At 41.8% G+C, this 20620-nt stretch carries 20 protein-coding genes and 2 pseudogenes; all 22 read right to left on the bottom strand.

The features are described 5' to 3' along the window. Positions 1-385: 385 nt before the first annotated feature. The 22 genes and pseudogenes from KIK04_RS08115 to ctaD all read right to left on the bottom strand — a co-directional run bounded on the left by KIK04_RS08115 (position 386) and on the right by ctaD (position 20569). Positions 386-1675: a helix-turn-helix domain-containing protein gene (locus KIK04_RS08115; RefSeq protein WP_232277764.1), complete on the bottom strand. Its 1290-nt coding sequence runs from the start codon at positions 1673-1675 to the stop codon at positions 386-388. Between the two features lie 159 nt (positions 1676-1834). Beyond that, a complete protein-coding gene (locus tag KIK04_RS08120; RefSeq protein ID WP_232277765.1) occupies positions 1835-2056 on the bottom strand; it encodes a hypothetical protein in 222 nt (73 codons plus the stop codon). Positions 2057-2081: 25 nt separating this feature from the next. Continuing rightward, positions 2082-2696 (bottom strand): flavin reductase family protein, encoded by a 615-nt coding sequence (locus KIK04_RS08125; RefSeq protein WP_232278655.1) that lies wholly within the window; start codon positions 2694-2696, stop codon positions 2082-2084. A 72-nt stretch (positions 2697-2768) separates the two neighbouring features. Continuing rightward, entirely contained in the window at positions 2769-3380 is a 612-nt protein-coding gene (locus KIK04_RS08130) for an alpha/beta hydrolase (protein ID WP_232277766.1), read from the bottom strand. Positions 3381-3405: 25 nt separating this feature from the next. Further along, complete coding sequence (locus KIK04_RS08135) at positions 3406-4344, bottom strand: ring-cleaving dioxygenase (RefSeq protein WP_232277767.1); 939 nt, start codon at positions 4342-4344, stop codon at positions 3406-3408. A gap of 326 nt (positions 4345-4670) precedes the next feature. Continuing rightward, the gene (locus KIK04_RS08140; RefSeq protein ID WP_232277768.1) at positions 4671-5834 is read right to left on the bottom strand and encodes a hypothetical protein; all 1164 of its coding nucleotides are present in this window, start codon (positions 5832-5834) and stop codon (positions 4671-4673) included. Positions 5835-6378: 544 nt separating this feature from the next. Beyond that, a pseudogene (locus KIK04_RS08145) lies at positions 6379-6539 on the bottom strand (RidA family protein); the annotation flags it as partial. A gap of 275 nt (positions 6540-6814) precedes the next feature. Then, positions 6815-7567 (bottom strand): iron ABC transporter ATP-binding protein, encoded by a 753-nt coding sequence (locus tag KIK04_RS08150; protein WP_232277769.1) that lies wholly within the window; start codon positions 7565-7567, stop codon positions 6815-6817. Continuing rightward, the gene (locus KIK04_RS08155) at positions 7564-8628 is read right to left on the bottom strand and encodes an iron chelate uptake ABC transporter family permease subunit (protein ID WP_232277770.1); all 1065 of its coding nucleotides are present in this window, start codon (positions 8626-8628) and stop codon (positions 7564-7566) included. Before KIK04_RS08155 ends, KIK04_RS08150 begins: the two co-directional genes overlap by 4 nt. Continuing rightward, positions 8625-9641 (bottom strand): ABC transporter permease, encoded by a 1017-nt coding sequence (locus KIK04_RS08160; protein WP_232277771.1) that lies wholly within the window; start codon positions 9639-9641, stop codon positions 8625-8627. Before KIK04_RS08160 ends, KIK04_RS08155 begins: the two co-directional genes overlap by 4 nt. Positions 9642-9660: 19 nt before the next feature. Further along, positions 9661-10674 carry a siderophore ABC transporter substrate-binding protein gene (locus KIK04_RS08165; RefSeq protein ID WP_232277772.1) on the bottom strand — a complete coding sequence of 338 codons (1014 nt, stop codon included), beginning with the start codon at positions 10672-10674 and terminating at the stop codon, positions 9661-9663. 488 nt (positions 10675-11162) lie between these two features. Beyond that, positions 11163-11381 (bottom strand): annotated as a pseudogene (locus tag KIK04_RS08170) (IS3 family transposase); the annotation flags it as partial. Between the two features lie 252 nt (positions 11382-11633). After that, a complete protein-coding gene (locus tag KIK04_RS08175) occupies positions 11634-12908 on the bottom strand; it encodes an ABC transporter permease (protein ID WP_232277773.1) in 1275 nt (424 codons plus the stop codon). Continuing rightward, positions 12901-13806 carry an ABC transporter ATP-binding protein gene (locus KIK04_RS08180; protein ID WP_232277774.1) on the bottom strand — a complete coding sequence of 302 codons (906 nt, stop codon included), beginning with the start codon at positions 13804-13806 and terminating at the stop codon, positions 12901-12903. Before KIK04_RS08180 ends, KIK04_RS08175 begins: the two co-directional genes overlap by 8 nt. After that, the gene (locus tag KIK04_RS08185; RefSeq protein WP_232277775.1) at positions 13803-14714 is read right to left on the bottom strand and encodes an ABC transporter ATP-binding protein; all 912 of its coding nucleotides are present in this window, start codon (positions 14712-14714) and stop codon (positions 13803-13805) included. The genes KIK04_RS08180 and KIK04_RS08185 overlap by 4 nt, the downstream gene beginning before the upstream one ends. A 34-nt stretch (positions 14715-14748) precedes the next feature. Further along, positions 14749-15132 carry a GntR family transcriptional regulator gene (locus tag KIK04_RS08190; protein ID WP_232277776.1) on the bottom strand — a complete coding sequence of 128 codons (384 nt, stop codon included), beginning with the start codon at positions 15130-15132 and terminating at the stop codon, positions 14749-14751. Between the two features lie 52 nt (positions 15133-15184). Beyond that, on the bottom strand, positions 15185-15931 hold the full coding sequence (locus tag KIK04_RS08195; protein WP_232277777.1) for a hypothetical protein: 747 nt from the start codon (positions 15929-15931) through the stop codon (positions 15185-15187). Between the two features lie 267 nt (positions 15932-16198). Then, complete coding sequence (locus KIK04_RS08200; protein ID WP_232277778.1) at positions 16199-16663, bottom strand: DUF420 domain-containing protein; 465 nt, start codon at positions 16661-16663, stop codon at positions 16199-16201. Between the two features lie 82 nt (positions 16664-16745). Next, the gene (gene ctaG / locus KIK04_RS08205) at positions 16746-17657 is read right to left on the bottom strand and encodes a cytochrome c oxidase assembly factor CtaG (RefSeq protein WP_232277779.1); all 912 of its coding nucleotides are present in this window, start codon (positions 17655-17657) and stop codon (positions 16746-16748) included. 119 nt (positions 17658-17776) lie between these two features. After that, complete coding sequence (locus tag KIK04_RS08210) at positions 17777-18100, bottom strand: cytochrome C oxidase subunit IV family protein (RefSeq protein WP_232277780.1); 324 nt, start codon at positions 18098-18100, stop codon at positions 17777-17779. 4 nt (positions 18101-18104) lie between these two features. Beyond that, positions 18105-18722, bottom strand: a complete 618-nt coding sequence (locus KIK04_RS08215; protein WP_232277781.1) for a cytochrome (ubi)quinol oxidase subunit III — start codon at positions 18720-18722, stop codon at positions 18105-18107. Beyond that, positions 18719-20569, bottom strand: a complete 1851-nt coding sequence (ctaD, locus tag KIK04_RS08220) for a cytochrome c oxidase subunit I (RefSeq protein ID WP_232278656.1) — start codon at positions 20567-20569, stop codon at positions 18719-18721. The genes KIK04_RS08215 and ctaD overlap by 4 nt, the downstream gene beginning before the upstream one ends. Positions 20570-20620: the final 51 nt, after the last annotated feature.

A 20620-nucleotide genomic window follows, 5' to 3' on the forward strand; every position in this document is an offset into this window, starting at 1 on the left:
TGTACAGTTTTGGCTTGAATAACCCAAGTTTATCATGGGTTTCAGCAAACTCTTGTTTTTACTTTAGATTACACCACACCTAAAAAATAGAACAAAAAAACGCCCCAAAGGGCGCTTGTATTTATTCTACTGCCAACCGTGATCATTGTTAAACATGGTTATATCTGGGACATCACTTGCTATTGGAAATGAAAACAACAGTGCAAGTAAAATGATTACTTTCCATCGTTTCATCACGAATCCCCCTTACGTATAAACAAATTACCCCCAAAGACGCTTAAATTGTTTTATTTCCAGCCGGGATCATTAACAGAAAACATCACAACATCTGGGGAAAATATCGTTGAAAATAGCAATGCAAATAAAACAACTGTTTTCCATCGTTTCATGTTAGTGATTCCTCCTTAATATTAAACAAATTCCTGAGCATTTCTAAAGCTGTATTTCCTAATAAAGCACCATGTTTGATATGTAAGTCTAAAACCAAGCTCAAGCAATGACGCTCGTTCTCGTAATCGTTAACCTTTGCATACCTAGTACCACTTTCAATAAAACAATTAACACCATGTATGATATCGCCAACTATAATATTGTATTGCCCTTTTAACTTGTAGAAATGGGCAAGCTCAATTTGTTTATACGGCGTTCTATAAGTAATTGCAAGTATCTTTTCTTCCAGTTTTAGCAACTCATTGATTCGAGACAAATCTTCACTTCTAAGGTGTAACCCTACAAGTTTGTTCACTACATGCAGCAACGAATTATCGTTGCAATTCTCTAAGCATTTTTCCAGAATCGATATGGCAGCTTGTGTGTCACCTTTTCTGGTATACAGTGATGCGGTCGTGACTTCGACATGATTTTGAACGTACGGGAATGCGGCTGTGTATTTACTATACTGCTCCAAGTATGCATTGCACGAATCATAATTACCCAGATGATCGTGCGAATCAACTATTATTCCAGTAGAATCAACTTTAATTTTGCTAAGTGATGGTTCTTGATCGAGGACTTTACTGCACAGTTCAATACTATCTTCGAACAATCGCAAATTGTAGGCGTGAACCCCCAGTTTATAATAAAAGGTTACGCTCTCTGATTCAGATAGAAACTGTGTGAATTGTAATATACGTCTACCCATTTCGTATGTCTTTTTTAATCTGGTAAAGTCATCTCGTTCAATTAAATACTCTTGATACATCCCTTTTGCTAGGTAGGGCATAACCCCATGATCACGAGAGTAATTTTTAATTACTTTGTATAATGCAAGTTTTGTTGTGGGGGAATCTTGATTCATAGTGATGTTGTATAGCTTCTCGACAGCTTCGTAGCTATCCTCTTGAGTAGATTGGAGATACTTATTCGATATTTTAGCCAGGAGTTTCGTGTTTGATTTAGTAATTGCTTCTTCTAGAATCCTAATAAGCTCATCGGATCGTGATGATGCTTCAATATAATGTTCCACCGTTTCCTCAAATGAAATACCCATTGCACTCGTAATTCGATATACTGTCGCAAATTCGGGCTGTTTAACTTCACCATTTTCAATCTTAGAAATATGGCCTTTATCAATTTGGGAAAGTACTGCAAGCCGCCTTAATGATATATTCATTTCCGCTCTACGTTGTTTAAGGAGGTCGCTTATAGATGAATAATGCAGCGGACCGGGGGACATATTCGTTATCCTCCTTGCAAACATGTAATATTTGTATTTATATTACCATGTCTTTCCTCCTTCGTAAATCAGCACTATTTAAAAATAAAAAAGCTGACTTCGGTTGAGTACCGATGTCAGCTCCCCTTCATATCGAGTATTCCTTCGATCCCCTAAGCGTCAATTCACCACTTCTGCGATGTCACAAATGCGGAAAGATACCGCCACCATGCTCACAGGTGATCCCGTCAGTCGCAGCGCCGCAGCTTGCGCTTCCATGAGATCAAAATATTTGTTATATATTTTGGCTTCGTCCAGCTTAGCTGTATAGTATGGCTGTTCTTCCACGTAATAACGGCCGTCCTCGAATTTCAGTACATGACCTGTGCGTTGTTTAGACATGTGTCACCTCTTGGCATTTTCATCATTATTGGGGGCGATCAATCGAAAATAATTTCCCAAGCGTCGCGTAATCATTTCCGGCCATCCGACTGACTGGATTGAGCTTCGCCGCGTGGATGCGGCCATGTTCATATATCTCTTCTGCGAGTTGAAAGCGGACTACACGGGCAATTAACAAATCACAAGCAGGCGATGCCTCGTCGCTGCCACCAAGCGGTATGGAACGTTCAAGCACACATTCCATTCTAATCTTCGCTTCAGCGATACCAGGTACGCGTATAGACTCACTCGTGACTGGCGTTAAGCCAGCTAAAGCTACCTCACTTTCGTGCGGCGGCAAGTTAGCCGCTGTCACATTGACAGCCTCGACCACCGACTCATCGACAATGTGGATAACCAGTTCCCCTGTTGCGATTGCATTTCTCGCCGTATCTTTCATCACGCCTTGCTTGCGCTGTACAGATACCGACAACATCGGCGGCGCACTCGATACGATCGAAAAAAAGCTAAAGGGAGCTGCATTCAGCACCCCATCCTCCGCTAATGTCGTGACAAAAGCAATCGGCCGTGGCACAACACTGCCAATGAGCAGCTTATAATTATCGTGGTCGCTTTGCATGGCTGGATCAATAGAAATCATAGACACCATATATTCGTCCCCCTATTTCTCCTCGTTTGCATCCCAGTCCTTATACGTTTCCGCACCCATTTATTATTGCAAATATTGCGCCTTAAACCAAGCCGCTGCCGCATCAACTTCCGAATACGTCAACTGATGACCGGAATTTTCCCAGTGCAATTTAGCCGTCGCACCCGCGGTGCTTAGCAGTTGCTCCAAATCTTCCGATTCGCCCGCTCTAATTAGCGGATCGTTCTTACCTGCCGCGATAAAGACGGCTGTTCCAGTTAAATCAGGCAACTCAATGCCTCTACGCGGCACCATCGGATGATGCAGAATCGCGCCCTTCAACGCATCTTTATAGTGGAACAGCAAGCTACCTGCGATATTCGCCCCGTTGGAATAGCCAACAGCGACAACATTGTTGCGATCAAATTCATAATCAACAGCAGCCTGATCGAGGAAATCGTTCAATTCTTTCGTACGGAATATGAGATCCTGCTCATCAAACACACCTTCTGCCAAACGTCTGAAGAAGCGTGGCATCCCATTTTCCAATACGTTTCCTCTGACACTTAATACGGACGATTGTGGTGAAATTTCTTGGGCAAGTGGCAGCAAATCACGCTCTGTACCGCCTGTTCCGTGAAGTAGCAAAAGCGTTGGTGCTGTTAGGTCAGTTCCTTTTTGAAAAATATGTTGCATGATTATTTATCCCCCTCTAATGTACTTATTTTAGTGTTCTTACTTCAACCGGTAGTAAGTTCGCTGCAATCTCGGCGCGACGCTCTTCAAGCCATGGTGGCAGCATAAGAGATTCACCAAGTGCATCATGCTCTTCATCACGTGCAAAGCCGGGTTCATCGGTAGCTATTTCGAACAAAATGCCGCCTGCCTCACGAAAATATAGCGCTTGGAAATATTGTCGATCCATAATTGGTGTCGGCTTGAAGCCATGCTGCTCAACTTTACTCCGCCACTGCTCATGCTCCTGAACGTCTTTGGCACGCCATGCAATGTGATGGACTGTACCTGCTCCACCAATGCCTCGCTCCAGCTTCGTTGATGAAACATCAATCAGGTTGCCAAACTCACCAGCAGCTTGAAAGCGAACACAGCCTGCATGCTCGCCAACTTTTTGCAAGCCAAGGACGTTCTCAAGCACTTCGATCGTTTGAAGTGGATTAATGCTGAATAGCACAGCACCGCCAAACCCTTTTATCGCCTTATCCGTCGGTACGCCACCGAACGACCACTTGCTATTCGCACCTACAGCACGCTCGACGAGTTCGAGCCGCAAGCCTTCCTTATCGGTAAACTGTAAATATTGTTCCGAAAATCTTGCCGCCTTCATAACCGAAACGTTAAACCGTTTCAAGCGCTCTTCCCAAAATGAAAGTGAACCCGGTGGCACGATAAAGGTAGTAACTCCTACCTGACCACCGCCAATCCGGCCTCGACGCGAATCCGGCCAAGGAAAGAACGTCATAATCGTCCCCGGACTTCCTTCCTCGTTGCCAAAATAGAGATGGTATACGTCTGGCGCATCGAAATTAATCGTCTTCTTAACGAGTCGCAAACCAAGTATGCCCGCATAGAAGTTGACATTGTCCTGAGGGTGTTTAGCAAAGGCCGTAATATGATGAATGCCCGCTGTGCGTAAAGTCATTACAGTCCCTCCTTTTCAACCAGCTTTAGTGCTTTAATTTATATATACGTATAGGCTATCCAAAATAAATTAATCTTAGTTTTAATATTCTCTAATTAAAGATAAATTAAAGTGATGCATCTGTCAAGAGGGCGACTCTCACCTCAGACCCAGACTCAGACTCCAATACAGACCCGATCCATCTCCCATTTTACAAATAGATAGCAAAAAGCGACCTTCCCCTACTTAAAGGAGTTGGTCGCCTCATTTAACTATCCCCCGCCACTACGGATTAATAGCGTACACTTGAATTTTGCCATAAAACTCGCTTACCTGACTTATTGACTTCAGCCGCCGATGCTGACCAATTTTTGTCCCTGTCGCAACAAGTTTTCGTAATCGTATTTCGCCTTGATTGGGTTCAACTGAAGTTCATCAACAGCAGCACCATCGAGCTTAAAATAAGCCTTTAACGTTTCATATTGTGTCTTTCCTCGTTGTGTTGAACGATCTTCAATCGCTTCTTTCCAAGCAATATTAGCTTTATCCATCAATAATTCGAGCGCGGAGCCTGTCTCATATCTGATGTCTCGTTGTAAAAAGCTCGGTGAATAGGCTTCCCCATTGGCAATATAATTAAAGGCTTGCATAAACGTAATATGGTACGGTTTCTCTTTGAGGGCCAATACCGTTAAATTCCCGCCCGTTAACTGACTATAACGATACTCGATGTATCGTGCAGAGCCTTCAATTGCCTCTGTTTTGGTTTCGGCAATCAATTGTGGCCACTTCTGATAACGGTAATTACGTACGAGCGTCCAATCGTACAGCAATTGCTGAATCGTCTCTGGACTGTTGCTCGTCATTGCCTGATCCAATAATGAAAACTCAACTCCCATTAGAGCATAATTTTCTTTATTGGCAAGATAGTCAACAATATGATCGCTACCGTTTAAATCATACGTCCACTCTTTTTGCTTATACGTATGAAACGCCTCATGCAACAAAAATGAAGCAAAATCAAAATAAAGATCAGGGTCATTCAACATTTTAGGATGATATTTATAGTACATAACCTCGGTATCATTTATTGTTAACGTCGAGAAGTTAGCAGGGAACCACGCTGAAAGCGCCCTTACATCAAAACGGCTTAAACGATACACCTTAGGCAACCGCAAAGAGTCAGGCGTTTTAATTTCAGCGGTAAATAAATTGCTCTCCATTTGTGGGACATTCACCACATAAGCTTCACGGCGCCAAAATCCTCGATCTTTATTCGTACCAATAAGAACTAACGGCTCTTTATCAAACCGATAATCCTTATCCCACAGCTTATCACTCGATTTTTCGAAATTTGTATATATGGTGGATAGTTCCCGGAGCATGCGTTGATCCGTTTCATTTAATGACTCAAAAGTGGTTCGATAAAACTTATTTGAAAGGATCGTTAGCAGCAGCACCGCCACTAATGCCACGCCTATACATACAATCGCTTTTTTTGACTTTTTCATTATACACCTCATCACTTTCGTTTTATTAACATACCCACTTCATAGTTGTCTTCCTCATTTATCGCTAAATCGGATTATCTTGTGGGCAGCCTCAATTTTAACAAGACAAGACAATAACGTTAATGCATTCCCCTTACATTAAACTTACAATTTTGAAATAAAAAAACCTCACCAGATTGGTGAGGGCTTACAGTTATATGGTTACCGTCCATTGCTCGGCACAGCAAAAACCTGCTCGGGGTTGGTTTTTTAGCTAATCCGCTAATGTCCTTTAACAGATCTCACAGAGCTTATTTCGCTCATATTGGACAGAAAAATAAGGGCTAGTAGAATGAACACATAAAAAACCAAGGAGCGGATTTACTATGCCAAAACAAAGACGCTCATTTACAGCTGAGTTTAAGTTACTACTTTACTATATCATGTCAGACTTATTTATATCATATAGAACATGGTCGTTTTTTCTTTCCGTATGCAACATGGTTGATTCAAAAAGCTAAAAAAGTAGACCACCCTGTGCTAAGGTATACGGCCTACTTTAGGTAAATGTATGAACTACTTGCTCATTCAAAACAGCTGGTATCTCTACTTGTGTGTTTACTCCGATTTGTCCCGATGCAACAAACAGTTTCGCACTCTTGGAATTTTTGTGATGTGCGTGTAATTCCCCACTGGCGCTGGCATAGCGGTAAGATTTGTTCTCATAATTTCCGTGCATAATAGCGACACCACGTCATTTTGGATTGTATGCTATATTCATTGCGGAAGTCATTTGGACACACTTCACCGTAAAATATGACTCCTAGAAAAAAAAGAAATGGAGTATCCATAACCGGATGATAAATATTTACGCGATTTCTTTTTCATCTGTGGACACTCCCCCTCTATCTAAAAATAACAAAGTTTTCCTGTGGCATACGTAGTTCATCGGATATAGTCAAAACATTCACACATTATCTCAGCTTACTTATGTTTTGTGACTAATAAACCGCTATCGGCCCATAAGGACCAGCGATAATTTCAATTTTTGTTTCAAAAATATCTGTTAAAATTTCTGGGTCCATAATCTCTTCTACCGTGCCAAAAGCGGCAATTTGTCCATTTTTCATTGCACAAATTCGATCCGAATATTTGGCTGCAAAATTGATATCATGCATAACAGTCAGAATCGTTCTTCCAAATTCGTTAGCAGCATGTCTCAAATGCTCCATCATTTGAACAGAACGAGCAATATCAAGATTGTTCAGCGGTTCGTCCAAAAGTACATATTCCGTCTCTTGGCACAAAACCATTGCAACATATGCCCTTTGCCTTTGACCACCTGAAAGCTCATCTAAATATCTATTTTCTAGATCTGTCAAATCTAAAAAATCGATATATTTCGAAATAATAGCCTCATCCTCTTTCGTTAGCCTTCCCTTTGAATAAGGAAAACGTCCAAATCCAGCTAGTTGTCGGACAGTAAGCCTCGTTACAAAATGATTTTCTTGTCGCAAAATAGTCACGATTTTGGCTAAGTCATTCGATTTAGATGTAGTAACATCCATGTTGGCCACCATAATTTGACCTTCATCCATATCCAGAAGTCTGCCAATCATCAAAAGTGTCGTAGACTTTCCAGCACCATTGGGTCCAATTAAAGAAGTGAATCCAGCTTTTGGTATTTCAATATCCAAAGGCCCTATTTTAACCTTATCCGTATAAGACTTTCTAACATTATTAATTTTTATCATAGAGCCCTCTTCCTTAAAATTACAGATAAGAATAAAATTCCACCGAACAGCTCGATAATAACTGAAACTACCCCTTGAGCATTAAATACATGATACATCAGAAAATACGCACTCGTTAATATCAAAAAACCTATCGCAAGAGCCATTGGAAACATATATCTATGGTCATAAGTTGGCGCCGCTTGATAACTCAATGTTGCTACTAAAAATCCATAGAAAGTAAGTGGTCCAATTAAAGCCGTTGAAATTGACATCAACACAGAAACTAATATAAGCGTATAAATGATACTAGATTGATGTTTAACTCCAAAAGAAGTAGCGGCATCTTTTCCAAGTGACAATACATTTAATTTCTTCGAATAAGCAAGCAGTAACAATGCGACAACGATTACGATTGGAATTACAATTGGATAATAATCAGCATCTGCATTATTGACAGAACCAAACAATCTTGCCTGTAAAATATCAAACTCAGACGGTGCAAGAAGTCTTCTCATAAACGTTGATACAGAGTTCAGTCCCGTACCAATAATAATGCCTACCAAAAGCATAAGTTGTAAGTTACCATACTTTCCAGAAAGCAACCATCCATAAAGGATCAAACTCATCAAGACCATCATAATGACTTGAAATAGAAATGATCCAGTACCACTAAAATTGATTAGTGCACCAGCACCAAAGAAAAATACGGTGCTCGTTTGAATGGTTGAGTAAAGTGATTCGAAACCTAAGAGTGAAGGGGTTATAATTCGATTATTCGTAATCGATTGAAAAGCCACTGTCGCCAAGCTTTGACAAATTGCAGCAATAACCATTGCAATAAGAGCTTCTATCCTTCTCATAACAACTGGAATAAAAGAAGGTGAATCTATTGGAACCGGATTGTTATAAACTAAAAGTCCATATGAAGAAAGAATGCCCAAAACCATTAATGTAATTAGCAAAATCCAATAACGTCTTTCCTCTTTCTTAGAACGAAAAGCTCTAGCTGATCTATTTTTATTAGGAGGGCTAGAATAGATTTTGACATTTTCTTTATTTCTATATTCCAATGCGTTCATCTTAGCCCCCTATGTTTTCTTTGTCTCAATAAAATAGCAATAAATACGGCTGATCCTAATGTTCCTAGTATTAAAGAGACAGGTACTTCAAAAGGCATGATAATGGTTCGAGAAATGATGTCACAGAACGTTATCGTACCCATGCCTATCACGCATACCCAAGGCAAATTACTTCTAAGATCATCTCCCCTAAACATGGAAACAATATTAGGGACAATTAAGCCTAAGAAAGGTAAGTTACCAATAACAGCCGCAACAATGCCAACAGCAAAAGAAATAAGACCCGTAGCAAAAAGAATGAGCCTGCCATAATTTACGCCAAGACTTGTTGCAACATCTTCCCCTAGTCCAGCTAAAGTCAATCTATTAGCAAAAATAAAAATTAAAATGGTAACGATAACAATTAGCCATAAGTATTCATATCTTCCAATTTGAACGGCCGCAAAAGAGCCTACGAACCAACTTTCAATACTTTGCGTTCTTTGATACAGGAGTCCCAAAAAAGTGGAAACCGCAGATATGACTGCTCCAAGCATCAGCCCAATGATCGGGACAATTAAAGACGAACGAAGCTTAACTCTTCTTAAAAATAAAAAGAAAATCATAGTCCCTATGAAAGAAAAAAGGATTGCACCAGTCATTCTTAGAACTAAACTTGGAGCTGGAAATAATAAATAAACCGTAAGGAGTCCTAAACCTGCCCATTCAATAGTTCCCGTTGTGGTAGGTTCAACTAAACGATTCTGTGTAATCAGTTGCATAACGAGTCCTGCCATTGCCATGGCAGCACCAGTAAGCATTAATGCAGCTGTTCTTGGAACACGAGTTATGAGAAACATATCCCATCCATCTGCTTGTCCACGTATATCATAAACTCCAGTAAACAGTGATATAATCCCTAAAGTAATAACAACGATAATTGCTAGTATAAAAGATTTTGTCCATATTTTATTGTGGTTATAAAACTGGGGTTGAGAATTAATCTCAACCCCAGTTTTAATATTGTTCGGCACTATACTATGCTCCTTTACACTACTTAGCTAATGTGTTCGCAATGTTTTTAAATAATTCTAAGTAAGTTTGGATGGATTCATTTACGTAAGTGTCAGCTGGTGCATAAACGATACTTCCTTTAGAAACAGCCGTTGTTTTTTGAAGTGCCGGTGATTTGTCAATAACATCCTTAGCAGGAACTTTATTTGTTTCACCAGATATTGCAGCATCGCGATCTAGTACGAAAATCCAATCAGGATTACTTTGTGCAATTGCTTCAACAGAAATTTCATCACCTTGATGATCGGTAGAACTAGCTTTAACTTCTAATGCCGGAGTCCATCCAAAAATCTCATACATTGGTCCCCAAACACGTCCCGTTTTAGGAGCTGAATAACCAATACTTCCACCAGCAACAATAACACTCATCACTTTATCTTTTCCATTATAGGCAGACTTAGCGTCTGCAATAGCTTTATCAAAATCAGCTGTCAATTGCTTAGCCTCTTCATTTTTATCAAAGATTTTCCCCAAAGTAATGGTAGACTCTTTAAGTCCATTGACTAAGTTTTCTCCAGGCTTAGCAGCGTCCTTAGAAACATCAACATTCAGATCAATAACAGCTGCTGTTGGTACTAATTTTTTAATTTCTTCATAATGGCCAGCAAATCTTTGACCAACAATGACAAGTTCAGGGTTTGCAGCTGCAATAACTTCAAGATTTGGTTCACGGTGATTTCCAACATCTTTAACTTTTTCGTTAGTCACATAGGGTGAATCCGCAGGCATTACAGGCTTTGGAACAGCCGCTAACTCAATATTCCAAGCAGCTAAAGTTTCAAACGTTCTATTATCCAAAGCAATTACATTTTTAGGGTTTACAGGAACAGTAACCGTTCCATGTGCATCAGTGATTTGAACAGTTGCAGGTTTAGCAGCATCGTTTGCTTTCCCATTTGTTTCAGGTTTGCTAGTTTCATTACTTGGATTTGTACAAGCTGCCAACATCACAACCAAAATTGCCATAAGGACAGTAAAATTAAACTTCTTCATTACTTATATCTCTCCCCTTTTCCACTTTCAATAGATTATTGAATTGATAATATAGATATCAATTTCACATCGTGCATTGCAATAACTCAAATTACTGATAACGATTATCACTTTCAATGACATGACTTAGTATATCAAAGGCTAAAAAATATATCAATAACATTTAAGGAAAGAGTATCTATAAATAGATCGCTCCAGTTGTGTTTTTAAAGGACTCCATCTTAATCGTGAGGGTTTAGAACCTGCTTAAGGGCGTGCCTTCAAACTATAACTGTAGATGAGTGTATGATAAACCATTCGCATGAGAAGGCGATGCAAAATCTTCGATGATCAATATTCGCAGTCTTTCTATTAAGTACTTGAAAAAAATAAACGTGGAGATGAAGAAGAATTTATTGAAGGATGGGAATGTCTACATCGAATTTAAGTTTGATAGAGTGCATCAAATCTTATTACCAACAAACGAATAGTGGACTGTCAACATAAAATCAGACAACTTTTATAAGGACTTTTCTTCTGTAGTCAACCGGACTCACGTAGCCTAACGTCCCATGTATGCGGTATTTGTTATACCAATTGATATAATCATTTAACTCAAGCGTGAGATGTTGTAGGTTATGAAAGTTCATTTGGTTAATAAACTCTGTCTTCATAATTTTAAAGGTAGCTTCAGCAACGGCGTTGTCATAGGGACAGCCTTTCATACTTCATGAGCGACTGATCTGGAATGTAGAAAATGTCATTTCTAGATATTCGATTCAAATTATTTCATTCTACCTTCATTGTACAAACTACTTCACACAAAGAAATTATTTCCATATAAAAAGTCAGATAGATCAAGGCCTGATCCATCTGACTTTCATTTTTAGTCACAATTTTAAATATATTAAGTCTCATCTGTTGATAAAATTAGTCTCATTTGTAAGTATTACTCACACATATCAGACAACGAGGCTAATCTAAATTTTATACGCCTTCATCGCCTTGCGGATTTCTTTCCACGATGGACGTTTTCCGTACATTAACACGCCCGTGCGATAAATTTTCGCAGACAACCAACCGAACAATACTACCGCAGCAAGCAGCAGCGCGATCGATATCCAGAACTCCCACCATTCTACAGTTCCCGTACCTACACGCAACAGCATCGACACCGGAGTGAAGAACGGGATAAACGATGTTACTTTGACGATCATCGCATTTGGAGTACCGATACAGAAAATACCGATATAGAACGCCGCCAACGACAAAATCGTAATCGGAGCAATCGCTTGCGCCAAATCTTCTGTCCGGCTTACAATGGACCCGATAGACGCGTACAGTGTTGCATACAAGAAGAAACCTAGAATGTACAGCAACAATCCGTAAATGATAACTAGCGGATCAATCGTCGAAATATCGATATCGATAGCTTTCAATGGTTCAATATTGTGCGGTAAAGACAAGTTTACGGCAATCACGGCAATAAATACGACGATTTGCAACAAGCCGAGAATGAACATGCCGATAATTTTACCGAACATTTGCGCGAGCGGTGATACGCTGGAAATTAAAATTTCCATGATGCGCGAGCTTTTTTCCTGTGTGACTTCGGCAGCAATCATATTGCCTGTAATTTGGTTCGTCATGAAAAACAGGAAGATGAGTGCAAATACAACGATGAATGAAGCCGCGCCATCTGGCTTCTCTTCTTCTTTCATTTGACCTGTTGCCGTGTCTTTCGCAAGCGTCACAGATTCCAGTGCTACAGGCACGCTAAGCTGCTTGATCTGTTCCGGCGTTAACAAGTCTTTAACGAGAAACTCCGATTTAATACCGGTTAACACCGTCGCAATTACTCTTTCATCTCCCATATCAAGTTTGTCCTTACCACGGAAGACGACCTTAGGAAACTCTTTACTGCCCCCAGCACTAGCCTCAAATGTTAAGTAGCCCTCGATCTTGCCACTCTCAACATCCTTATCCAGTTGATCCTGTGAAGATTTTGGATACGATACCACTTTATAATCGGTGTTCTTGCCAAATTGCTGTTCGAACGACTTCTCCACATCCGTAACGTTCCCCTGTACAAGTCCAATTACAGTAGGTTCGTTACTTGAAAACAACGAGAATATATAAGGCAAGTTGGTGCCCAAAGCTAGAATAAGGGCCAACACTACCGTCGATACGACGAACGCCTTATTCATCATTTTCGTACGCAACGTAAAGCCAACAACGGTCCACATACTACGCATTCGAATCACCACCTACCGCCTTAATAAAGATTTCGTTCATTGTCGGTTCCTTCACTTCAAAATGGTACACATCCGTTTGTGCCATCGCCATTTGCAAAATTTCTTTTGCAGCTAACTCATTTTGAATCATCAAATGGTAGCCATCTTCGGTACGCTCTACTGCGTTCACCCCAGCTAAGCTTCCCAAGCCATCGATATTTCCACTTGTGCGCAGAATAACTTTCTCACGTGGGTAGCTGGCTTTAATCTCACGCACAGAACCTTGCACCACCGCATTGCCTTTTTTCAAAATCGTGACGTTGCGGCACAGTTCTTCCACATGCTCCATGCGATGCGTCGAGAACAGAATCGTCGTTCCCTGGTCGCGCAATTCCTTGACCGTCTCTTTCAACAACTCAACGTTAACCGGGTCTAGCCCGCTAAACGCCTCGTCCATAATGACGAGCTTCGGATTGTGCACAATGGAGGCAATGAAGCCGATTTTTTGCTGGTTCCCTTTCGACAGCTCTTCAATCTTCTTATTATAATTTTCGGGCACTTGGAATCTTTCCAGCCAATATTTCAAACTCTTGTCCGCATCCTTGCGGGACATGCCACGCAACTGCGCCAAGTAAGTCACTTGTTCGCTCACTTTGATCTTCGGGTACATCCCCCGCTCCTCCGGCAAGTAGCCAAACACCGAATGTAGCTCCTTGCTGTACGCCTTGCCGTTGTACAAGATCTGTCCCTCATCTGGATAAATGAGGCCCAGCACCATGCGCATCGTTGTCGTTTTACCCGCACCATTGGCACCAAGCAAACCGTAAATCTCTCCTTGTTCCACATCAAAGCTAATGCCGTTAACGGCTCTCTTGTCGCCATACTGCTTAATTACTTCGGTTAATTGTAAAGGCTTCATCTCTCTTTAACTCCCCCTTGTTCATAAACACGAATCATGTATAGCAATATATCATCCAACTCCAGCGCTTGTGTGCGGAGAGGTACAATATCATGGGTGTGTAAAAAATGTTCCAAGCGATTCGCATCCGAAGCTACTAGCCTCACCATTTGACGCTCCTGAATCGCTTCTGCTAAGCCAGGTACCTCGCTGAAATCTTGAGCATCTCCCTCAACATAGAACTGTTTCCAGCTATCGAACAAAGCATCTTTCTCTGTAAAAGCAAGTACGCGGCCCTTATGCATAAACAATACATAATCGGCGAGACGTTTAACCTCCTCGATAATGTGCGTTGCAATAATAATAGACCGTCCTTTTTCGCCTTGGTCCATAAATTGTTGCAACTCTTCTATCATCGTGCGCCATGCTAGTGGATCTAGCCCCGATGAGGGCTCGTCAAGCAGCAGCAGTTCGGGATGATGGGATAAAGCTAAAATAATATCCAGCTTACGCCGCATCCCTTTGGACATTTTATTGAGCTTCGTCTTAGGTGGCACATCATACTTAGCCATCAAACGCTGATACAATTGCCAGTCCCAGTTCGGTTGCCAGTATGCAATAAACTTAGACAACTTTTCAGCCGTCAAATCATCATCATCCGTATTCGGTAATTCTGGTACAAAACCGATTCGCTGCTTAATATGAACATCTTGCTCATCGCAATAACGTTGATCGAACAATCTTATTTCGCCTTGTTCTGGATGCAGTAACCCCATGCACATGCCCATAAATGTACTTTTACCAGAACCGTTTTCACCTACAATAGCGGTCACAAAGCCTTGCGGAAAATTCAAGCTAAGCGGACCTATTTTCAGCCTATCGCGGCTCTTTTCTACATTCCGTAATTCGATTACGTGTTGCTCAACCATGTCCGTCCCCCCTTATCGAAGCTCGAAACTGTTACTACCACTTTCGTTGAAGCACCTCTACGAATAATTCCTCTAGTTCCGATCGCTTCATCTGTACACGCTGAGCCGCACTAACGGCTGTCTCAAGCGCTTCCTCTACCGCCTTCCGCTTGAATCGATCACGCTCATCGATTTGAACTTGTGCTACAAATGTTCCCGTCCCTTGTCTTGTCCGTAGCAACCCTTCCGCCTCCAAGTCCTGATATACACGTCGTACTGTAATGACACTGCACTGTACTTGATTTGCCAGTTCCCGAATGGAAGGTAGCAATGTTCCTTCTGCTAAGTGACCACTCCATATTAATCCGCGCAATTGGTGCTCAATTTGAGCGTATAGCGGCTCTGCACTATGCTCATTAATTTGTATCGGAATAAACACCGCTTGGACCACCTCCCTTACTCTGAATGCTCTACTCTACATTCCACTACATCTATACAAAATCGCGTCTTCTTAACGCTCTAAACATCGTCTTATACCCAAGCCCGACGGCTAGCACACTCACGATTAGTGCAATCACTCCACCGATCCAAGCGTATTGATTTGCGACAACCATAATCGAAGCTAAAATGCTGCCTCCACTATAACTGATAACACCAGTGACGATAGAAATAACAACCATATACCCCCACGTAAACCATGCATACGTTTTACCCTGCTTTGAAACTTCCATTGTTATATACATCGTGCCCGTAACAATCGAATATGCCAGCAAAATAAGTAATACGGTCGCGCTATTGTTGAGTGTGAATACAAGCTCATTATTAAAATAGTCCGCTCCAAGTATTTGTATCGTGTATTGAACACCGAAGAACAAGGTGAAATTCACTGCTAAAGCTAGAAAGAAGTGCATAATTCGCGCCGTTACAATTGTCTGCAACGAGATAGGTAGCGTTCTAAGCTTCATATTCCATTTCGTGTACGTATCTTCTTTCATAAAGCGTGTAGATCTACTCGAAAAGAAAAAACCGAAGCTAGGTAGAGCTAACAACACCGTAAAATCAAATGTCCACTTGATGACGCTAAAGTGTTCCTCGGATCTATTGACTCCGAAAAAACCGATAGCCGCGATACCACTCATATACAAAGTAAACACTAGCGTTAACAAAAATCCGTACCGAAACCGGGAAATATCTGTACGCACAAGCATCCAAGAATCTTTAACAAGTTTACTCAACACGATCCCTCTCCCCCTATCAGACAGCAGTGTAGCAATACAGTGATCTGACTGTGCTGCCCAGTGTGCTTACTGTGTATATCTTTATACACAGTATAATGACTGTATATACACGGTGTCAATAGCTGGAATCACAAATTCGTTAGCGGATATAAAAAAACAACCCGTTTACAGGAACAAGGCAATAACTGCTTGTCCTGAAAACGGATTGTTTAAATACGCGGTTTAGCACTGATTAGCACGATGTAGCACTGGATAGCGCTAGATGTACTATAGCCCAAAAATAGCATCAATCATTGGTTTTGTGTGTCCGCCCGGATACAACACATACAACAGCGTATATACTGTCGCGCCTGTGATCGCTGTGGCGAACCAAATAATCGACGTCACCCTACCAAGCTTACGATGCGTTTTGTACTTTGCTTTATATCCTGTATACAAAGTCGTTAGGCCGAATACAGCGGCGACTGTTGCCAACACAATATGAAACAATAAGAATACTAAATAGTACGGTTTTAAATCGTCTGGCCCGCCCCAGCTTGTGTTTCCTACAAAAATAGTACGGGACACATAAATAATAAAGAAACTTAGTGCTGCTACAGCTGCATACATCATCGTCTTCTTATGCGCTTCGCGTTTGCCTTTTACGATTTGCGCCCAACCGATTGCAACGAGAATTGCGCTTGTTACAATTAGTGTCGTGCTCATTGCAGGCATTAGATTGTGCAGATCCACGGATTAAACGCCCTCCTCTTAATCTTTAGCAAGGTAGGCTTTCCTATGTAGGGAAGTCTACGTACGTATCCATTATAAAGCATTAAACTTCATTCAACCGCTCTTTTGGAGTGGATGCCACAAAATCGTCATCATCTTTGCCTTCACGTGTGAACCATTGCTTAAACACGTAGGCCAAGATCAGACCATATACGATCTCTTGTACCAACTTCATAATGATTCCGCCGAGCTGTTGGTCTTCCACTACGTTAAACCAGTTGAAAAATTGCGGTCCATCAAACGACGCCAGCACTACTGCGGGATCGCCTGTAATACAATACCCCATCGCTTCTATCCAAGCATCCTTGTCGCTATAAGTAGCATATAACGGGTCAGATGCAAAAATAATTAACGCACAGGCTGGCGTAATAAGCACGCCATTCAAAAAGATATAGCCCATCTTCTTAACATCCGCTATTTGAGTCCAAGCCTGAACGGGATTAACGACAGGCCACCACATAAGCAGCGCCGTTACGAACAACAGGACGTAATAGCTAATATGAGCCGCATAATTCGTCATTAAGAAATCGTGTACATCAGGCACATGATAGATAGAGAAAAATGCGTTAAACATCACTGCACATAAGATCGGATGCGTGAGTGGCAGCAACTTCTTCAACCATGCCCGTTCCAGCAAGAAGCGCCATAACCAACCCGGTATACCTAACAAAAGTAACGGTGGCACGATAATATACGTAATCGACATGAGTATCATATGAAACGTGAACATCATATGGCTCATCATATAAATAGGTCCACCCTGCGCTAAGTAAAGGAGCAGTATGCCAATGATGAACATAATCTTCCGTTTCAGCGGTACGGGAGCCGAACCTATAAATTGATTTCGATATATACCCGTAAGCCCTAAATACAAAATGATAACGAGTACCGCAGAAAGGAGAAGTAACGGACTCCATAAATCGTATAAACTAAAATATTGCGTTAAACCGAACATACTAAATCATTCCTTTCAGCCGTTAGTCGCCACCATTTCGCCACATTTTGGGCTATTACGGAAAAAGAGGCGACGCTGTCGGCGTCCCCTCTTTTTCATTATATCATCGAATAACCTGCTTACCACCATACCCAGAACAGAGCCATAATGATACCAGTGAAGGCGATAAAAGCGCCACCGAACATAAATAATATCGGAAGCATATGCCCTTTATCCTTCATGTGCATCCAATATCCCATTTGAATGCATACTTGTATAACAGCCATGACGAGCAAAATGACAATGATAAACGTCGTGTTTACTTCTCCAACAGAACCGACTGCCGCAAATGCGATCAATGTCAGTGCTACGGAGATAATAAATGCGACAATATGCTTTTGTGGACCTTCGTGCTTATGACGACGCTTTGATTCGTTATCCGAAACCGTATGCTGTGCTGCCATTCACTTACGCCACCTTTCCCATTAAGTAAACGACGGTAAAGATGAATACCCACACGACGTCAATAAAGTGCCAATACATTGCTGAAATGTACACTTTAGGCGCCGTTACGAAGTTTAGTCCTTTTTTGTATACTTGCACAATCAAGATCGTAATCCACGCTACCCCGAACGCAACGTGCGCGCCGTGGAAACCAACTAGCGTATAGAACGCGGTACTAAACGCACTAGTTGTAAACGTGTGTCCTAAATGATAGTACTCTACGAACTCGTAAATCTCTAAGCCTAAGAATCCGAAGCCTAAAATAACGGTTACGATAAGCCAGTTAAGCATCTTCTTCTTATCGCCTTGATGCAAAGCCTGAACGGCAAACACGCTCGTCAAGGAACTAATCAACAAGATAGCTGTTGCAATAGCAACAATCGGAAGCTTAAACAGCTCATCAGCTGTAGGGCCATCACCGATATTGTTGCGTAGGGCGAGGAACGTTGCGAACAACGTACCAAACAATACTGCTTCACCGCCAAGGAACAACCAGAAGCCAAGTACCTTGTTACGACCTTCTAAGGTCGCTTTTTCCGGTTCATGGGGCCATTGGCCTTCGTGATGTGCGGGTGCACTCATTGTTTAACCCCCTTTTCTTCCAACTCTTCCTTGTGAATATGGAAACCATGATCGTCGATAACGGAACGAAGGAACATGCTTCCGAACGTAACAACCAAACCGAAGATTGCTACAATATGGTTATTGAACAAGAAGTTCAATGTGCTTTGACCAAAGTCATCTTTTGCAAACATAAAGCCAAATCCGGCAATAAACAAGCCGACAGACATAACGAATGGCAAGATAGAAGCGTTTGGCATATGGATGTCACCAAGTGGTTCAGCTGGTGTCATCTCTTTATTGCCGTCCATCTTCTCTTTCCACCAAGCATCATAACCGCGTACAAGCGGAGTTTGCTTGAAGTTGTACTCTGGCGGTGGAGAAGGAATCGTCCACTCCAATGTACGACCGTCTTCCCAAGGATCGTCAGCAACAACTTGCTTCTGCATCGTCGTCATGACAACGTTGTACATGAACATCAGTACACCGACACCCATCATAAGAGCACCGATTGTACTTACCAAGTTCATCGTATCAAAGCCTTGGTTTGGCAAGTATGTAAATACGCGGCGTGGCATACCTGTCAAGCCGAGGAAATGCTGAACAAAGAACGTCAATTGGAAACCGATATTGAACATCCAGAACGTAGCTTTTCCCAAACCTTCATGCAATACTTTACCGAACATTTTCGGCCACCAGTAATGGAGACCGGAGAACAAACCGAGTACAAGACCACCAACGATAACGTAGTGGAAATGCGCTACTACAAAATACGTATCATGGAACTGGAAGTCAGCTGGTGCAGACGCAAGCATAACGCCCGTCACACCACCCATAACGAATGTAGGTACGAAGCTGATTGCGTACAAGTTCGCTGATGTGAACTTGATTGATCCGCCCCACATGGTGAACAACCAGTTAAAGATTTTAATACCCGTCGGTACTGCGATAAGCATCGTTGCAATGGAGAACAATGCGTTCGCGACTGGACCTAAGCCAACTGTAAACATGTGGTGAGCCCATACCATGAAGCCCAAAAAACCAATCAGTACAGTCGCAAATACCATCGAGCTGTAACCGAACAAACGTTTACGTGAGAATGTGCTAATAACGTCCGAGATAATACCAAATGCTGGCAAAATCAAAATATATACTTCTGGATGACCGAAGATCCAGAAAATGTGCTGCCATAATACGACGCTACCACCGTTCGGAACATAGAAGAAGTTTCCGCCGAACAAACGGTCAAACGTCAGCAAAATCAAACCAACTGTAATAGCTGGGAAAGCGAACAAAATCAATGCTGACGTAATGAAGGATGCCCATGTGAACATTGGCATACGCATATACGTCATACCTGGCGCACGCATGTTAATGATTGTCGCCAAGAAGTTAATACCACCAAGCAATGTACCGATACCGGAAATTTGAAGTCCTATCGTATAGAAGTCCATCCCGTGATGCGGGCTGTATTCTGTACTGGACAACGGCACGTAAGCCGTCCAACCTGCGTCAGGCACACCGCCTACTAACCAGCTCAAGTTCAAGAGCAATCCACCGAAGAAGAATGTCCAGAAGCCTAGAGAGTTAAGAAACGGGAACGCAACGTCGCGCGCCCCGATTTGCAATGGAACAATCGCATTCATAAGTGCGAAGATGATCGGCATAACACCAAGGAAGATCATCGTTGTACCGTGCATAGTTATCAATTCGTTGAACGTTTGAGCGTCAACGAAGTCGTTCATAGGTTGAATCAACTGAATACGAATGAGGATGGCCTCAATACCACCAATACCGAAGAAAAACGCCCCGGCAATGAGGTACAAAATGCCAATCTTCTTATGGTCGACCGTCGTCAGCCAATCCATCAAGCCGGTATACCGCTTTACCGTATGAGCCAAGGTCGTTACCTCCCTAGA

The organism is Paenibacillus sp. 481, assembly GCF_021223605.1.
Classification (GTDB): domain Bacteria; phylum Bacillota; class Bacilli; order Paenibacillales; family Paenibacillaceae; genus Paenibacillus_B.

Excerpts from the sequence above, each read along its gene's own strand:
- ctaD (WP_232278656.1), bottom strand. The coding sequence starts at position 20,569 with ATGGATTGGCTGACGACGGTCGACCATAAGAAGATTGGCATTTTGTAC.
- KIK04_RS08120 (WP_232277765.1), bottom strand. The coding sequence starts at position 2,056 with ATGTCTAAACAACGCACAGGTCATGTACTGAAATTCGAGGACGGCCGT.
- ctaG (WP_232277779.1), bottom strand. The coding sequence starts at position 17,657 with ATGTTCGGTTTAACGCAATATTTTAGTTTATACGATTTATGGAGTCCG.
- KIK04_RS08175 (WP_232277773.1), bottom strand. The coding sequence starts at position 12,908 with ATGCGTAGTATGTGGACCGTTGTTGGCTTTACGTTGCGTACGAAAATG.
- KIK04_RS08155 (WP_232277770.1), bottom strand. The coding sequence starts at position 8,628 with ATGAACGCATTGGAATATAGAAATAAAGAAAATGTCAAAATCTATTCT.
- KIK04_RS08150 (WP_232277769.1), bottom strand. The coding sequence starts at position 7,567 with ATGATAAAAATTAATAATGTTAGAAAGTCTTATACGGATAAGGTTAAA.
- KIK04_RS08130 (WP_232277766.1), bottom strand. The coding sequence starts at position 3,380 with ATGCAACATATTTTTCAAAAAGGAACTGACCTAACAGCACCAACGCTT.
- KIK04_RS08135 (WP_232277767.1), bottom strand. The coding sequence starts at position 4,344 with ATGACTTTACGCACAGCGGGCATTCATCATATTACGGCCTTTGCTAAA.
- KIK04_RS08165 (WP_232277772.1), bottom strand. The coding sequence starts at position 10,674 with ATGAAGAAGTTTAATTTTACTGTCCTTATGGCAATTTTGGTTGTGATG.
- KIK04_RS08125 (WP_232278655.1), bottom strand. The coding sequence starts at position 2,696 with ATGATTTCTATTGATCCAGCCATGCAAAGCGACCACGATAATTATAAG.
- KIK04_RS08185 (WP_232277775.1), bottom strand. The coding sequence starts at position 14,714 with ATGGTTGAGCAACACGTAATCGAATTACGGAATGTAGAAAAGAGCCGC.
- KIK04_RS08140 (WP_232277768.1), bottom strand. The coding sequence starts at position 5,834 with ATGAAAAAGTCAAAAAAAGCGATTGTATGTATAGGCGTGGCATTAGTG.
- KIK04_RS08215 (WP_232277781.1), bottom strand. The coding sequence starts at position 18,722 with ATGAGTGCACCCGCACATCACGAAGGCCAATGGCCCCATGAACCGGAA.
- KIK04_RS08180 (WP_232277774.1), bottom strand. The coding sequence starts at position 13,806 with ATGAAGCCTTTACAATTAACCGAAGTAATTAAGCAGTATGGCGACAAG.
- KIK04_RS08115 (WP_232277764.1), bottom strand. The coding sequence starts at position 1,675 with ATGTCCCCCGGTCCGCTGCATTATTCATCTATAAGCGACCTCCTTAAA.
- KIK04_RS08210 (WP_232277780.1), bottom strand. The coding sequence starts at position 18,100 with ATGGCAGCACAGCATACGGTTTCGGATAACGAATCAAAGCGTCGTCAT.